This window comes from Pseudomonas sp. S04 (assembly GCF_009834545.1).
GTDB lineage: Bacteria > Pseudomonadota > Gammaproteobacteria > Pseudomonadales > Pseudomonadaceae > Aquipseudomonas.
Map to the genome: position 1 here is coordinate 2067583 of NZ_CP019427.1, position 15176 is coordinate 2082758.

A 15176-nucleotide genomic window follows, 5' to 3' on the forward strand; every position below is an offset into this window, starting at 1 on the left:
CTAGCTGCCCGAAGTAGACCCGCTGTTTTCCCGATCTTGCCCGGGTCGTGGGTCATAACGATTACAGTCACTGCAAATCCAGGGCCAATCTTCACCAGCGGGGTAAGTTAGGTGCAACGCACCTCTGTAGGAGCGCGGCTTGCCCGCGATGGCGGACGAAGGTTCGCCATCGCGGGCAAGCCTTGCTCCTACAAGCCCCGTCCTATTTAGACCCAGCGCCGATCTGCCAGACATACGGCGGTTCAGTGCCGTTGATTTCCCAGTCGCCGATGATCCGTTCCTTGTAGATCAGCGGGTTGTGCGAGGCGGCGGTGCGCGCGTTGCGCCAGTGTCGATCGAAGGCCTTGGTGGTGCTGGTGGCCGAGGCGCTGAGGGCGTTGAACAGGTCGCTGGTGGCGCGCAGCACCAGGTCGGCGATGACCACCTGGGCCTGGGCCGACTCCAGTTCGGCGGCGATGTTGGCGGCGCGTTCAGCGACCGGGTCCTGGGCGAAGCGGCTTTCGTACGCCAACTGCAAGGCCGTCGCCGCGCGCAGGGTGGTGGCGTGGGCGGCGTAGACCTGCGCCGAAGCCTTGCCCAGCACTTGCTGCACCTGGACATCCTGGCTGACGTGGCTGGCGTTGCCGGTGCTGAAGACGCGTTTGCGGGTGCGCACTTCTTCGCTGATGTCGAGCACGGCGGCGCGCCCGGCACCGGTCTGGACCGCCAGCAGCACCAGTTGATAAAAGGCCGTCTGGTATTTGAAGCGGGTGGCGAAGTCCAACAGATTCTCGGGCTCCACCACGGCGTTGACGAACACTGAGGTGCCGCTGCCGGTGGTGCGCTGGCCAAAACCGTCCCAATCGTCGCTCTGGCTGATGCCCGGCTGTTGCACACGCACGGCGGCGATCACGTCGGCACCGTTGTCATCGCGCTGGGCGTAGAGGTCGATCCAGTCGGCAAAGATGCTGCCGGTGCTGTAGTACTTGGTGCCGCTGACCACCCACTGCTCACCCAGGCGCGAGACGCGGGTGCCGACCTCGCCGATCTTCACGCTGCCGACTTCGGTCCAGGCGTTGCCGACCAGCTCACCCTGGACAAAACGTTCGAACCAGAGGTCCTGCGGCGTGTCGGCCTGGGCGTTGAGGCGGTCCTCGACAAACGCGAAGTGCCCGCGCAACGCCTGGGGCAGGTTGGAGTCGGCGGCGGCCAGCTCGATCAGCAGTTCGAACAATTGCGGCAGGGTCGCCCCCGCGCCACCGTACTGCACGGGTACGCGCACGGCACCAAAGCCGGCTTCCTTGAGCCACTGCACAGGCTCAAAGGGCAGGCTGCGACTGTGCTCGCGCTGCAGGGCGCCGGCAGCGATGCGCGCGAAGATCGGCCGGAAGCGCTCGGCCAGGGCCTGGTAGTCGGCGCCACTGGCAAGGGGCAGGTGCTGCTGCTGGATGGTCATGGGGCAGTTCCTTAATCGAAGGCAAGAGAAGCAACAACGCAGTGCAGCTGTTGCGTCCTGCTGCCAGTGCACAGGTCGTGCCTGGCGTGGCAAACCCCGCGATAACAGGGGATTCGGCGGGATTCCCGCTGCTCACGGCTGTCGCCTGGCGGGCAACTTGCTGAAGTGCTGACCGCCCGGCAACAACGACCAGGGCGCATCGCGGCGCAGGGCTTCGCACGCCAGTGTTGTGCGCGCAACAGTTGATCAACAGCCTGTGCGCTGGGCGACACTTGGCTTTCGCAGAAAATACACATAACTATTTGATTAATAATGGTTAATTCAGGTGGCACGGTTGCTGCTCTAGTCCTGTTGCAGGTGCCACGGTGGCCTCTGCCAGCAGGAGTACATGCAATGAGCCAGGACAACATCAAGTTTGCCTACTGGGTGCCCAATGTCAGCGGCGGGCTGGTGGTCAGCAAGATCGAACAGCGCACCAGCTGGGATATCGACTACAACCGCAAGCTGGCGCAAATTGCCGAACAGGCCGGCTTCGAATACGCCTTGTCGCAGATCCGCTTCACCGCCGGTTATGGCGCGGAAAACCAGCACGAATCGGTGACCATCAGTCACGCGCTGTTGGCCGCTACCGAAAAGCTCAAGGTCATCGCCGCGATCCTGCCGGGTCCCTGGAGTCCGGTGTTGGCGGCCAAACAGTTGGCGACCATCGACCAGTTCACCAATGGCCGGGTGGCGGTCAATATTGTCTCGGGCTGGTTCAAGGGCGAGTTCCGCGCGATCGGCGAGCCGTGGCTGGACCATGATGAGCGCTATCGTCGTTCCGAAGAGTTCATCCGGGCGCTGAAGGGCATCTGGACCGAGGACAACTTCAGTTTTCACGGTGATTTCTACCGCTTCCACAACTACACGCTCAAACCCAAGCCGTTGCAGCAACCGCACCCGGAAATTTTCCAGGGGGGCAGCTCGCGCGCGGCGCGGGACATGGCTTCGCGTGTCTCCGACTGGTACTTCACCAACGGCAACACGGTGGAAGGGATCAAGGCCCAGGTCGACGATATCCGCGCGAAGGCGGCGATAAATGGCCACTCGGTGAAAATCGGCGTGAATGCCTTTGTCATCGCCCGTGAAACCGAAGCGCAGGCGCGCGCGGTATTGCAGGAAATCATCGCCAAGGCCGACCCGGAAGCGGTCAACGGTTTTGGTGGCGAGGCGAAAAATGCCGGTGCCTCCAGCCCCGAAGGCGAGGGTAACTGGGCCAAGTCGACCTTCGAAGACTTGGTGCAGTACAACGATGGCTTCAAGACCAATCTGATCGGTACGCCACAGCAGATTGCCGAGCGGATCGTCGCCCTCAAGGCCGTGGGCGTGGACCTGGTACTCAGTGGTTTCCTGCACTTTCACGAAGAGGTGGAGTACTTCGGTCGCAAGGTGTTGCCGCTGGTGCGTGAGCTGGAGCGCGAGGCGCTCGCGACCCAGTCCGCGGCATTGGCGTAAAGGGCACCAGGGTCGACATTGTTTTGCCTGAATGAGCGCAGTGGCCTGGCTCAGATCGACAGGTTGGCGACTTTCACCGCCTGGCCATCCTGGGTCGGGCGGCGCTTGTTGACCACCAATTCACCGACCTTGATCAGCATGGCTCGGGTGATGTTGCGACTCAGCCCCAGCAGGCTCGCGGTGTGCACCTGGTTGTAGTGGCTGAACTGATAGGCCGCGCGCAGCAACGCGTGCTCGACCCGTTCGTGAAGGGCGCCGCTTTCTTCCTCGAACAGGCGCTGGAAGGCTTGCTGCAACAAAGCGTCGGCGCTGTCGTCGGTGGCGCTGCTGCTGGCGTCCTGGCGCTCGATACGCAAGTTGGACAGGTGCAGGTCGTGGACGCGGATCAGGTGATTGCGGCAGATCAGCAGGGTGTGGTGAATGACGTTTTCCAGCTCGCGGATATTGCCCGGCCAGGAGTAGCCCACCAGCTTCTGCTCGGCCTCGCTGTCCAGCGCCACTTCGCCGTAGCCCAGGCGGCGGCTGTATTCGGCGATGAAGTGACGGATCAGCGGCAGAATATCCCCGGGCCGCTCGCGCAGTGGACTCAGCTCCAGGCTGACCACGTTCAGCCGGTAGTACAGGTCCTCGCGAAAGTGTCCGGCGTTGATGGCTTTTTCCAGCTGCACGTTGGTTGCTGCCAGCACCCGCACATCGATCGGGATGCTTTTACGCGAACCCAGGCGCACCACTTCACGCTCCTGCAGCACCCGCAGCAACTTGACCTGGATCGGCATCGGCAAATCGCCGATCTCGTCGAGGAACAGGGTGCCGCCGTTGGCCTCCTCGAACCAGCCGGCCTTGGCGCTGAGGGCACCGGTGAAGGCGCCTTTTTCATGACCGAACAGTTCGGCTTCCACCAGGCTTTCGGAGAACGCGCCGCAGTTGACCGCGATAAACGGCTTGTTGCGCCGGGCGCTGAGGTTGTGCAGGTGACGGGCCACCAGTTCCTTGCCGGTCCCGGTTTCGCCGATGATCAACACGCTGGCATCACTGGGGGCGACTTGTTGCAGGTGCGCCAGCAGTGCCTGTGATTTGGGGTCTTCGAACACTTGCGCGGTGGCGCGTATCGAGGTGGCCAGGGCAGGAGAGGGCGGCAGCGTGAGTAGTTGCATGGTCGGGCCTATGAGTAAAAGGTCGGAGTGGGCAGGGCCGTGTTGAGCGCCCAGTCACCCAGTTCGTGGAGCTTGTAGTCCACGGGGTCGTGCAGGGTCTGGGTGCGCAGGTTGCGCCAATGCCGGTCCAGGCGCAGCGCGGCGTGGGTGGCACGGGCGCCGGTGACTTCGAACAGGCGGCTAGCCAGGTCCAGGCCAGTGCGGGTGGCGGCGACCTTGGCCGTAGCGATGGCCAGCGCCAGTTGGCCACGCTCCTCGGCGTCGAGCCGTTGTTCTTTGCTCCAGGCCTGGTCGAGCAAGGCGTTGGCGCGCTCGGTGAGCAGGCGCACGCTCTGGAGCCCGACCCAGAACTCGCCGTAATGGCGCAGCACATAGGGGTCCTGGTTGGCCTGCTCGACGCTGGCCTTGAACCAGGGGCGGGTTTCCTTGAGGGTGTAGTTGCGCGCCTCTTCGAAGGCACCTTCGGCGATGCCGAGGAAGATATTGGTGAAGGTCAGTTGGGCAATCAGCGGGCGCAGGCAGGCAAAGGGTGTGCTCAGCGGCCCGGGATCGAGCAGCAGTTCGTTTTCTTCCACGCGCACCCGTTCAAAGGTGGCGCTGCCGCTGTCGGTCTGGCGTTGGCCGATGTTGTCCCAGTCACCATGCAAGGTGATACCGGTGCGATGACTGGGGATGGCGGCGATCAACAGCTTGCCCTGGGTGGACTCATGCAGCGCCGAGGCAATCAGCATTTCCGAATCGGCGGAGCCGGAGCAGAAACTCTTGCGCCCGGAGAACTCGCGGTAGCCAGCAAACTGTTTGGATAGGGTGCGGGTGTCCAGCGGGTTCAGGGCATTGCCCCAGAACCAGTTGTTGCGCGCGGTCTGCTCGAACCACGGCTGCCATTGTTCGGGCCGCGAAAACAGGCGCACCGTGGCCAGCATCAGGTGTTGGAAGCCGAATACATGGGCGATCGAACTGTCGACCCTGGCGAACTCGCGGACCACCTCCAGGGTGTCGCTCCAACTGGCGCCCAGGCCGCCGTACTGCGGGTCGATTTTCATCGCCAGCAGGCCGCTGCGGCGCAACGCATCGCGCTCGGCCTTCGGTGTGCCACCCACTTGGTCGCGTTCGGCGGCGGTGCGGGAAAACTCGGCCGCGAGGGTGCGGGCGATCTGCAGCGGGGTTTGCAGTCGAGATCGATTGATGGCGGTCACGAGCGGCTCCTCAGGCTGTCTTGCGCAGGTCGGCGGCATGGGCGCTGAACAGCGGCGCAGCCCGTTCCACGGCCAGGCGGATGCGGGTGTTCAGCGCTTCACTGGTGATCTGGTAGTCACTGAAATCAGCCTGCGAGGCATACACGCCCAAGGGCAGGGTCACGGACTGGAAGAAGCTGAACAGCGGGCGTAACTGGTGATCGATTACCAGCGCATGCCGATCGCTGCCACCCGTGGCCGCGAGCAATACCGGGGTGTCGATCAGTGCATCGTGGCCAATCAGGTCGAACAGGTGCTTGAACTGGCCCGGGTACGAACCACGGTAGACCGGCGCCGCCACCACCAGCAGGTCCGCCGATTCGATGGCTTGCAACTCGAACTCGACGGTTTCCGGCAGCTCCTGACGGGACAGGGCGCTGCCCAGCGGACGGACAATGTCGCCCAGTTCGATGATGCGGCTGTCGATGGGCAGGTAGCGAGCCAGCTCCGCAACAATGGCCTGGACCAGCACCAGGGTGCGCGAAGGGCGAAAGGTACCACCGGAAACGGCGACGACTTTTAGTGGGGTGCTCATGGGCTGTGTTCCTGTGCGAGTAGGGGATGTACAGCCGTCAGAGCAAGAGTCGTTCCATGGTTTGAATAATCATATAAATCAAACGCTTATGGTGTTTTTACAGGGCAACTGCTGTTGCTTGGGCAGCGAACTGTTGGGCGACTGTTGCCCTGGCAACAGCGGGGATCGCTGTTGCTGGGACAACATTGCGCAGCTCGTGGGGGGAATGTAGATGATCTAAAAAACACTCAATAAATACTTTTTAGTTATTAGCTTAAAGCCCGCATTGGCCCTTTTCGGACCGCGATTGATCGAGTACGGGCTTAGCTTGGGGTATCTCAATGAAGCACTCTGCGACTCTCGCCAATCCTTATTCGATCCAGGGCTCGGTTCAGCGCGTCCAATGCATCCAGAAGGGCTTTCGCCTCAGCCTCCCTGCCATCGCCCCAAAGACGTTCGGCCATTTTGTTCAGGGCCTGGATAGATCGCTCAATGTCAGCAGCGGTTGTTGTCACTTTGCTTTCCGGTGGTTTGTTTGGCATTCAGGAACCCTTGCAGGGCATCGCGTTGCAGCAGATCGCGTCGGACTGTCCAGCTCAATACGTCAGCCAAAAAGGGCACGCTGCCATTGCTGCTCACCGATGATGGCGATAGGGGAGCCGGCCTCTCTGAGTTCGACCGCTTTGATTATCTTTGTCCCATAGGTGCTATGGCGCCACTGGTCATTGCCAATACTGCCAACCACCAGGTAATGAATTTTCTTGCTGACCCCGCCGCCAATGATGCCGCCACGCTCCTCCATCAGGACCTGACAGTCTTTACGCGGTCCATAGGCCATGATTCCGGTGAAAACAAACACACTGCCGTCCCAGGTGATAGCGGGTTCAGGGTGATTGAAGGGGAGGTCATTGGGCGGGGTGAAGGTGTGATCGCCAGCCTTGGGTTTTTCGCTGCTCAGGCCAGAAAACCCTTGCAGCAGACCGATTAGCTCAAGGGATTCGTCTGCATCCAGCACCCCGTCCAGGAGCATATTGGCGAGGCGTGAATAAAGCAGGTTGATGACCGGATCATCAAGGTGGGCCAGATTCGTCTCCAGCCAATCCCTGAGGAACAGCCCTTCGGCGGTCGATACGACGCCGTCGGCGGCGAGGCCTGCTGCCAAGCCAACGAGTGCATCCGCTGAACGCCTGTCGATCCGCGAGCGATGGAAGTACTTGCTTCGCTCGAATTCGCCGTGAATGTCGGTCATCTGAATTCCTTGTCGTGATGTGGTGCAGCGAGAGCTTTAAGTATCCACCGGGCCAGATGGCTGCATCAACCCGGCCGGATTTGTTTCTAATAGCATGTTACGCGCTTCAGTTTGTTGTCATGAATCAGGGCGATTGGGATGGGTGTTCGATTGGCAGGACGCCAGGGAGATGACCGGGAATCAACAATGATTTCTGGCTGTTCCATCAGGGAAAATCAGCGCAGGGGTGACAGGAAAGCCAAACCCAAGAAACGACAAAGCCCTGAATAATCAGGGCTTTGTCGTATAAATGTGGCGGAAGCGTAGAGATTCGAACTCTAGGATAGTTGCCCATCGACGGTTTTCAAGACCGTTGCCTTAAACCACTCGGCCACGCTTCCAAACTGCTTTGCGGGCGCCATAATACCCGAATGAAACACACTGTCAAACTCTCTGCATAGCTAGTTACAGAGCGTCTGTTATGATCTTTGCGACTGAACGTTTCAAACCTACAGGAGTGTCGCCATGCGCGAACAGGATTACGCAGTTAATAACAGCGTGCAGGCTGAGCAGCTAGAGGTTAGCCGCGTCCTGCGCAACACGTACGGCTTGCTCGCCCTTACCCTGGCCTTCAGCGGTGTGATGGCGTTCGTGGCGCAGCAGATGCGGGTCGGTTATCCGAACATCTTTGTGGTGCTGATCGGCTTCTATGGCCTGTTCTTCCTCACCAACAAACTTCGTGATTCGGCCTGGGGCCTGGTGTCGGCTTTTGCCCTGACCGGTTTCATGGGCTTTCTGCTCGGCCCGATCCTTAACCGTTACCTGGGCATGCAGGGCGGCGCTGAAGTAGTCAGCTCGGCCTTCGCCATGACTGCTCTGGTGTTCGGCGGCCTGTCGGCCTATGTGCTTATTACCCGCAAGGACATGAGCTTCCTCGGTGGTTTCATCACAGCAGGTTTCTTCGTCCTGCTGGGCGCGGTGCTGGCGAGCATGTTCTTCCAGATCAGCGGCCTGCAACTGGCGATCAGCGCTGGCTTCGTGCTGTTCTCCTCGGTCTGCATCCTGTTCCAGACCAGCGCCATCATCCATGGCGGCGAGCGTAACTACATCATGGCGACCATCAGCCTGTATGTATCGATCTACAACCTGTTCGTCAGCTTGTTGCAGCTGTTCGGCATCATGAGCCGCGATGACTGATCGACGCTCCTGATACTAAAAAACCCGCTTCGGCGGGTTTTTTTTGCCTGGCATTCGGCCGGGCTTCACTCGGTGACGATGATGCTGCCGTCGGCCTGCTGCCGGTAGATGGTGTATGGCAGCAGGGCGGTGTCCAGCACGCCGGAAATCAGCGCATCGATCAACACTATGATGGTGCCGTTGTCGTGTTTTTGCGCGTCGATGCCTTCCTTCAGCGGTGCGTAGAGAGTGCAGAAGTCATAAGTCACCCCGCTGTAGATTCGGGGTACGGCGCCGCAGTAACTTTTCTGTTCCTTGAGGCTGGCTGCCGCCGCTTCGTCGCTGCGCACCACCGTCTGTACCGTTCCGCAGCCTGACAGCAGCATCGTTGCCAGGAGCACGCCGTGAATTTTCATGCCGCCAATCCTTCGCCGGAAAAATTGCACTCTACGCCGTTGTGCGTCGGACCACACTCACGCCATCGGCGGCAGGCGGCGTTTGACCGGGGTTTTCTTGACGATCGCGGTGTTGGTCTCGGCGTAGCTGTTGAGGCGGTCGAGCAGGGTGTCGAGCTGTTCCATCGAGCGCACGTGCAGGCGCGCGATGAAGCAGTCGTCGCCGGTGACCTTGTCACATTCGGTGAACTCGGGGATGGCCTGGATCTGTCGTTCGACATGCTGCAACTGGCCGGGCAGTGGGCGGATGCGCACGATGGCTTGCAACTGGTAGCCAAAACTCTTGGGGTCGATTTCGACGGTGTAGCCGGTGAGTACGCCGCGCTCTTCGAGGCGGCGCAGGCGCTCGGCGACGCTGGGTGAGGACAGGCCGCTGATCTGCGCCAGGGCCTTGAGCGAGCGCCGGGAGTCCTGCATCAGGGCGCTGATCAGCAGTTGATCAATGTCGTCAGTCATCTGAAGCCTCTTAGGCAATAACTCAAAATTGCCTTGATAAAAAAGGTGAATCCGCAGTTTAGCCTGCATTTGGCCATGGAGGCGGCAGATACCTCAGCGCCATACTTTGCGCTCACAACGAGGAACCTGATCATGGACAACACCCTTCGCCGCGGCTCGCTGGAAATGACCGCCGCCATGCTGATTTCCGGAACCATCGGCTGGTTCGTGCTGGTCAGCGGCCAGCCTGTACTGGATGTGGTGTTCTGGCGCTGCGTGTTCGGCGCCGCGACCCTGTTGCTGATTTGCGCGATGTTCGGTTTTTTGCGTCCGGGCCTGCTGAGTCGCACCACCTTCCTGTTGGCCGTACTCAGCGGGGTGGCGATTGTCGGTAACTGGGTGCTGCTGTTTGCTTCCTACTCGCGGGCTTCGATTGCCATCGGCACGGCGGTGTACAACGTGCAGCCGTTCATGCTGGTGGGGCTGGCGGCGTTGTTCCTCGGCGAGAAGATCAGCATACAAAAGCTGTCCTGGCTGGGGCTGTCGTTTCTCGGGATGCTGGCGATCGTCAGTGCCCATGGCGAGCAGGGCGCGGGCGGCGATCAGTACCTGCTGGGGATTGCCCTGGCGTTGGGCGCGGCGCTGCTGTACGCCTTTGCTGCGCTGATCATCAAGCGCCTGACCGGCACGCCGCCGCACTTGATTGCGCTGATCCAGGTCTGCACCGGCGTGCTGTTGCTGGCGCCCTGGGCCAATTGGTCGGCGTTGCCACAACACTCGACGGCCTGGGCCAGCCTGCTGACCCTGGGCATTGTCCACACCGGGGTGATGTACGTGCTGTTGTACGGCGCAATTCAGAAACTGCCGACCGCGTTGACCGGAGCGCTGTCGTTCATCTACCCGATCGCTGCCATTCTGGTCGACTGGCTGGCTTTTGGTCATCGCCTGGAGCTGCTGCAATGGATCGGAGTGGCGGCGATTCTGCTGGCGGCTGCCGGCATGCAACAAGGTTGGGGCAGCGCCACTCGCAAAGCCGTGACCTCCTGAGCGCTTCTCAGATCTTCCAGTGGGGTGCCGACTTGACCAGGCGCTGGCGCATCTCGTTGAGGTTGTTTGCCAGTTGCCGGGTCAACAACCGGTAGCCGTCCAGAGCGCTGTACACCGGCGCCTCCATCGCGTTTTGCAGCAGCGGCTCACTGCTGTTGCGTTCAAGGCGCTCGGTGGCGCCCGATTGCAGGGCGCGCGCCATGCCGATCAGCAGGCGGCGAATCTCGCGATGCTCGGCTTTGAGCGCCAGTTGCATCTGCGCCATGGCGTGTTCATCGCGGGTGTCGGGGCGGGTGTTGGCGAGGATTTCCAGGGTGCTGATGCACAGCCGCAAGTTGCGTTGCAGGGCGTCCAGTTCGGTCATGGAGATGCGTACTTCCTTGGACACCGAGGGCATCAGCGAGCGCAGTTGCACCATCACGCCGTTCAAGCGCCCGAGGAGTTTGAGGTAGTGGTCGTCGGTTACCGACTGCCCGCTGATGATCCGGCTGTAGATGCTTGCGCAGTCACGCAGTGCCCCAGCCAGTTTGTAACGCCAGGAGTACACCGCATACAGCGGCAGGGCGAAGGAAAATGCCAGGGCCAGGACGATGCCGATGAGGATATCCACGGTACGCCACAGTCCATCGGTGACATGGTTGTCGCCGTGGCCGGCGACGATGAACACGGTGATCGCCGACAGCAGCGCGGTATAACCGCCCTTGCCAATGGCGTGGTAGGAGAAGAAGCCGCAGACCACCGACATGCCGAAGTAGGTCAGCCACGGCAGGCCAAGCCAGGCCTGCTGTAGCACCAGCAGCAACCCCACGGCGGCCCCGATCAATGTGCCATAGGCGCGCTCGGCGGCTTTTTTACCGATGTTGCCGTGGTGTTGCAGGCCACCGATCACCACCAGCATGGTGACGGACGCCCATTCGCCATGGGGCAGGTTGATCCCCGTGGTCAGCAGGATGGTCGCCAGCAGACCCAGCGAGACCCGGATGGCGTGGATCACCCGGGCGTTGCGGTAGCGCCGGTACGGGTCCAGCAAGGGCCGTAGCAGGCGCCGCAACAAGGGTGGCAGGCGCAGTGAGCGAAAGGCGGTCATCGGGTTGCCGGGGTGTCCTTGAGTCGTGTGCTAGAAAATGTAGTCGGTCGTCAGGAAGCTCGACTCCCGGCCGCGGATGATGTCGCTGATCAAGGTTTTGTTGCTCTCCTGGAACTTGGTCGCCACCAGGGTACGAATCGAGAACGTACGCAAGGCGTCGTGTACCGACAGCGTGCCTTCAGCCGAATTCTTCCTTCCGTTGAACGGGAAGGTGTCCGGGCCACGCTGGCACTGGGCGTTGATGTTAATGCGGCCGACCTGATTGGCAAAGGTGTCCACCAGGCGTCCCACTTCGGCGGCGTTGGTGCCGAATACGCTCAGCTGTTGACCGAAGTCTGACTCCAAGACGTAGTCGATCACCGTATCCAGATCACGATAAGGCACGATAGGTACCACCGGGCCGAACTGCTCTTCCTGATAGACGCGCATGTCGGTGGTCACCGGGTACAGCACCGCCGGGTAGAAGAACGAACCACGGGCCTGGCCGCCGTTGGCGTTGATCACCTTGGCGCCTTTGCGTACGGCGTCATCCACCAGGCCGCGCAGGTAGTCGACCTTGCCCGACTCCGGCAGTGGCGTCAGTGCCACGCCGTTTTCCCAGGGCATGCCGGGCTTGAGGGTGGCGAGCTTGTGGTTGAATTTCTCGATGAAGCGGTCGACCACCTCTTCATGCACAAACAGGATTTTCAACGCGGTGCAGCGCTGGCCGTTGAACGACAGCGAGCCGGTGACGGCTTCGTTGACCGCGTTGTCCAGATCAACCTCGGGCAGCACGATGCCAGGGTTCTTGGCATCCAGCCCCAGGGCGGCACGCAAGCGGTGGGGCTTGGGGTGCAGCTTCTTCAGGTCGCTGGCGGCCTTGTTGGTGCCGATAAAGGCAAAGATGTCGATCTTGCCGCTGGCCATCAGCGCGCTGACGGTCTCGCGGCCACTGCCGTAGATCACGTTGATCACTCCGGCCGGGAAGCTGTCGCGGAAGGCTTCCAGCAGCGGGCGAATCAGCAGCACTCCCAGTTTGGCGGGCTTGAACACCACGGTATTGCCCATGATCAACGCCGGGATCAGGGTGGTGAAGGTCTCGTTGAGCGGGTAGTTGTAAGGCCCCATGCACAGGGCGACGCCCAGCGGTACGCGGCGGATCTGGCCGAGGGTGTCCTGCTCCAGTTCAAAGCGGCTGGAGCGACGGTCCAGCTCCTTGAGGGCGTTGATGGTGTCGACGATGTAGTCGCAGGTGCGGTCGAACTCTTTTTCCGAGTCCTTGAGGTTCTTGCCGATTTCCCACATCAACAGCTTGACCACGGCCGCGCGCTGTTCGCGCATGCGCCCCAGGAACGCCTCCACATGCTGGATCCGCTCGGCCACGCGCATCGTCGGCCAACTGCCCTGGCCCCGGTCGTAGGCGCGCACGGCGGCGTCGAGGGCGGTGAGGGCGGTTTCGGCATCGAGCAGCGGGGTGCTGCCGAGAATGACTTGTTCGTCGACCCCGTCGACGTCCAGGTACACCGGGCTGCGAACCACCGCCAGTGGGCCGTTCCACGTGCGCAGGGTGCCCTCCACCAGGTACTCGCGTTGCTCGATCGGTTCACCAGGGCGGTACGGCTCGGGGATGTCGGCGAGAGCAGGAAACAGTGTGCCGAGAATGTTTTGTGTGCTCATGAAACTACCCCGTACTGGATGTGGGCACGCTGGCTGAGGACCTGGGGTCGGCAGACGGCGTGCAGGCAAAATATCGCTCTATGGGTTATACGCCTAGCAAGCTGCTGGTGATCAATCCACTTCGTGCGCACTCGAACGCAGGCTTCGCCAGCTGTTACAAGGTCGGCTACCTTCCCGCTAAAGTGCATTCTAGAGCGGTTTTGCTGTAAACGTCTGGCCCAAGAGTAGTCGATTTGGCGCGCCGCGGGTGTAACAAACCGTCACGCCTTGGTCGGGGGCAGCTCGACGCGCATGGCCTCGAAAGCCCCCTTGTTGACCCCCAATGCCCTCAACCTCAGACAGCGACTGCCTTAGTGTTCAGTGGCCGGTCTTTACAACAAAAAATGCGCCAGACCGCGGCGCAGAACAAGTGAGGAAACTTATGTGGGCACTGATTCGAGCCGAGTGGCGGTTTTCCTGGCGTGGGGCGGCGCTGGTGCTGGTGCTCGGGGTGCTGGGTGGCTGCGGCGAGGAGCCAAAGAGCGCACCTGATCGCGTGGCCGCAGCCGCGAGCATGCCCGTCGATGCCGGGTTGGCGCGCACCTACGACACCAGTTGCAAGTTGTGCCACGCCAACCCGGCCTCGGGCGCGCCGCTGACCGGCGACCAGGTAGCGTGGCAGCCGCGCCTGCAACAAGGCGTGGACAGCCTGCTGGATCACACCATCAACGGCCACAACGGCATGCCCCCGATGGGCATGTGCATGCAATGCAGCGAAGCCGATTTCCTGGCGCTGATCAGCTTCATGTCCGGCCAACACCTCCAATAAAAAGCACAAGGTGGGATTGATGACGATGGACCTCACACGACGCCAGCTTCTGCAGCGGGCCAGCCTGGTCGGCGCCCTGACGGCCTTGAGCAGCAACCCGGTGCTGGCACAGCTGGTGCGCGCGCCACGCCTGATTCCCTGGCGCAACTGGTCGGGTGCCCAGAGCTGCCTGCCCGAGGCTCGCCTGGCGCCGAAGGATCTGGATGAACTGGTGCAGGTGATCGGCCGCGCCCCGGGCAAGATTCGCCCGGTGGGTTCGGCGCACTCGTTCAGCGCCCTGGTGCCCACCGATGGCACCTTGTTGTCGCTGAGCAACTTCAGCGGCCTGCTCAGTCATGATCCACAGACCCTGCAGGCCGAATTTGGCGCCGGCACGCCGATGTCGCGCATGGGCCTGGCCTTGAAGGAAGTCGGCCAGGGCCTGAGCAACATGGCCGATATCGACTACCAGACCCTGGCAGGTGCGATCTCCACCTCGACCCATGGCACCGGCAAGCAGTTTCCCTCCTATTCCGCCTACGTCGCCGGTTTGCAACTGGTCACGGCCACGGGGGAGGTGCTTGACTGCGACAGCAGCCACAACCCGCAGGTATTCAACGCGGCGCGGGTGTCGCTGGGGGCATTGGGGGTGGTCAGCAAGATCCGCATGCAAAATCGCCCCGCCTACCGCCTGCGCGAACACCAGTGGATCGCCAAGACCGAAGAGCTGCTGGAGGACGTGGAAAAACACACCCGTGACAACCAGCACTGGGAAATGCTGGTGGTCACCCATTCGGACTACGCCTTGTCGATGGCCCTCAACGAAACCACCGATCCTGTGACCCCGCCGATCAGTGCCGAGGAGGAGGGGGGCAATGAATTCGTCAACCTCATCGAGAAGTTCGACAAGTACGTCAGTGATTTCCCTGATGCCCGTCGTACCTTGCTCAATAGTCTGCGGCACATTGCCAACTTTGATGATCGGGTCGGTGACTCCTTCGACATCTATGCCAATGTGCGCACGGTACGTTTCAACGAAATGGAGTACTCGGTGCCGGCCGAACATGGCCCGGCCTGCCTGCGCGAGATCATCAAGCTGATCACGGACAAGGACCTGCGCACCTGGTTTCCCATCGAGTACCGCTACGTCAAAGCGGATGACATCCCCCTGAGCATGTTCGAGGGGCGCGACAGTTGTTCGATCTCGGTGCATCAGCATTACCAGATGGACCATCACAACTTCTTCGCGGCCATCGAGCCGATTTTCTGGAAGTACGCCGGCCGCCCGCATTGGGGCAAGTTGCACAGTTTGAACGCGCGTAACCTGCAAGCGCTGTACCCGCGCTGGCAGGAGTTTCGTGAGGTTCGCGATGCGCTAGACCCTGGCGGCAAGTTCCTCAACGCGCATTTGTCATCGATCCTGGGAGTCAGTGGATGAGCATCGATCGACGCAATTTCCTCACTGGGGCCGCA

General features: G+C 61.4%; 15 protein-coding genes and 1 tRNA gene. 5 read left to right on the forward strand and 11 right to left on the reverse strand.

Annotated features, from left to right (window positions below):
- Positions 1-202 precede the first annotated feature (202 nt).
- The gene (locus PspS04_RS09265; protein WP_095169283.1) at positions 203-1435 is read right to left on the reverse strand and encodes an acyl-CoA dehydrogenase family protein; all 1233 of its coding nucleotides are present in this window, start codon (positions 1433-1435) and stop codon (positions 203-205) included.
- Between the two features lie 393 nt (positions 1436-1828).
- Between PspS04_RS09265 and sfnG the strand changes: the two genes are divergently transcribed.
- Positions 1829-2929 (forward strand): dimethylsulfone monooxygenase SfnG, encoded by a 1101-nt coding sequence (gene sfnG, locus PspS04_RS09270; protein WP_159994754.1) that lies wholly within the window; start codon positions 1829-1831, stop codon positions 2927-2929.
- A 50-nt stretch (positions 2930-2979) separates the two neighbouring features.
- On the opposite strand, the gene PspS04_RS09275 is transcribed toward sfnG, so the two are convergent.
- From PspS04_RS09275 to PspS04_RS09300, 6 genes are all read right to left on the reverse strand, one after another.
- Positions 2980-4083: a sigma-54 interaction domain-containing protein gene (locus PspS04_RS09275; RefSeq protein WP_095169281.1), complete on the reverse strand. Its 1104-nt coding sequence runs from the start codon at positions 4081-4083 to the stop codon at positions 2980-2982.
- Positions 4084-4091: 8 nt separating this feature from the next.
- Positions 4092-5279 (reverse strand): acyl-CoA dehydrogenase family protein, encoded by a 1188-nt coding sequence (locus PspS04_RS09280; RefSeq protein WP_159994756.1) that lies wholly within the window; start codon positions 5277-5279, stop codon positions 4092-4094.
- 10 nt (positions 5280-5289) lie between these two features.
- Positions 5290-5853, reverse strand: coding sequence for an FMN reductase (gene msuE, locus PspS04_RS09285; protein ID WP_095169279.1), 564 nt, complete (start codon positions 5851-5853; stop codon positions 5290-5292).
- A 317-nt stretch (positions 5854-6170) separates the two neighbouring features.
- Positions 6171-6374: a hypothetical protein gene (locus tag PspS04_RS27650; RefSeq protein WP_095169278.1), complete on the reverse strand. Its 204-nt coding sequence runs from the start codon at positions 6372-6374 to the stop codon at positions 6171-6173.
- A gap of 62 nt (positions 6375-6436) precedes the next feature.
- Positions 6437-7081, reverse strand: coding sequence for an NAD-dependent DNA ligase (locus tag PspS04_RS09295; RefSeq protein WP_159994758.1), 645 nt, complete (start codon positions 7079-7081; stop codon positions 6437-6439).
- Positions 7082-7373: 292 nt separating this feature from the next.
- A tRNA-Ser gene (locus PspS04_RS09300) sits at positions 7374-7461 on the reverse strand.
- Positions 7462-7585: 124 nt separating this feature from the next.
- Here PspS04_RS09300 and PspS04_RS09305 point away from each other — a divergent pair.
- Positions 7586-8257 carry a Bax inhibitor-1/YccA family protein gene (locus PspS04_RS09305; RefSeq protein WP_095169276.1) on the forward strand — a complete coding sequence of 224 codons (672 nt, stop codon included), beginning with the start codon at positions 7586-7588 and terminating at the stop codon, positions 8255-8257.
- Positions 8258-8322: 65 nt separating this feature from the next.
- On the opposite strand, the gene PspS04_RS09310 is transcribed toward PspS04_RS09305, so the two are convergent.
- Positions 8323-8652, reverse strand: a complete 330-nt coding sequence (locus PspS04_RS09310) for a YceK/YidQ family lipoprotein (RefSeq protein ID WP_159994760.1) — start codon at positions 8650-8652, stop codon at positions 8323-8325.
- A gap of 57 nt (positions 8653-8709) precedes the next feature.
- Positions 8710-9147 carry an Lrp/AsnC family transcriptional regulator gene (locus PspS04_RS09315; RefSeq protein ID WP_095169274.1) on the reverse strand — a complete coding sequence of 146 codons (438 nt, stop codon included), beginning with the start codon at positions 9145-9147 and terminating at the stop codon, positions 8710-8712.
- Between the two features lie 132 nt (positions 9148-9279).
- Between PspS04_RS09315 and PspS04_RS09320 the strand changes: the two genes are divergently transcribed.
- Positions 9280-10173 carry a DMT family transporter gene (locus PspS04_RS09320; protein ID WP_095169273.1) on the forward strand — a complete coding sequence of 298 codons (894 nt, stop codon included), beginning with the start codon at positions 9280-9282 and terminating at the stop codon, positions 10171-10173.
- Positions 10174-10180: 7 nt separating this feature from the next.
- Here PspS04_RS09320 and PspS04_RS09325 read toward each other — a convergent pair whose 3' ends face one another.
- Complete coding sequence (locus tag PspS04_RS09325; RefSeq protein ID WP_174244571.1) at positions 10181-11260, reverse strand: FUSC family protein; 1080 nt, start codon at positions 11258-11260, stop codon at positions 10181-10183.
- 30 nt (positions 11261-11290) lie between these two features.
- The gene (locus PspS04_RS09330) at positions 11291-12916 is read right to left on the reverse strand and encodes an NADP-dependent glyceraldehyde-3-phosphate dehydrogenase (RefSeq protein WP_159994762.1); all 1626 of its coding nucleotides are present in this window, start codon (positions 12914-12916) and stop codon (positions 11291-11293) included.
- Positions 12917-13337: 421 nt separating this feature from the next.
- Between PspS04_RS09330 and PspS04_RS09335 the strand changes: the two genes are divergently transcribed.
- Both PspS04_RS09335 and PspS04_RS09340 read left to right on the forward strand, forming a co-directional pair.
- Positions 13338-13724 carry a c-type cytochrome gene (locus tag PspS04_RS09335; RefSeq protein ID WP_159994764.1) on the forward strand — a complete coding sequence of 129 codons (387 nt, stop codon included), beginning with the start codon at positions 13338-13340 and terminating at the stop codon, positions 13722-13724.
- An 85-nt stretch (positions 13725-13809) separates the two neighbouring features.
- Positions 13810-15141, forward strand: a complete 1332-nt coding sequence (locus PspS04_RS09340) for a D-arabinono-1,4-lactone oxidase (protein ID WP_162530225.1) — start codon at positions 13810-13812, stop codon at positions 15139-15141.
- Positions 15142-15176 lie beyond the last annotated feature (35 nt).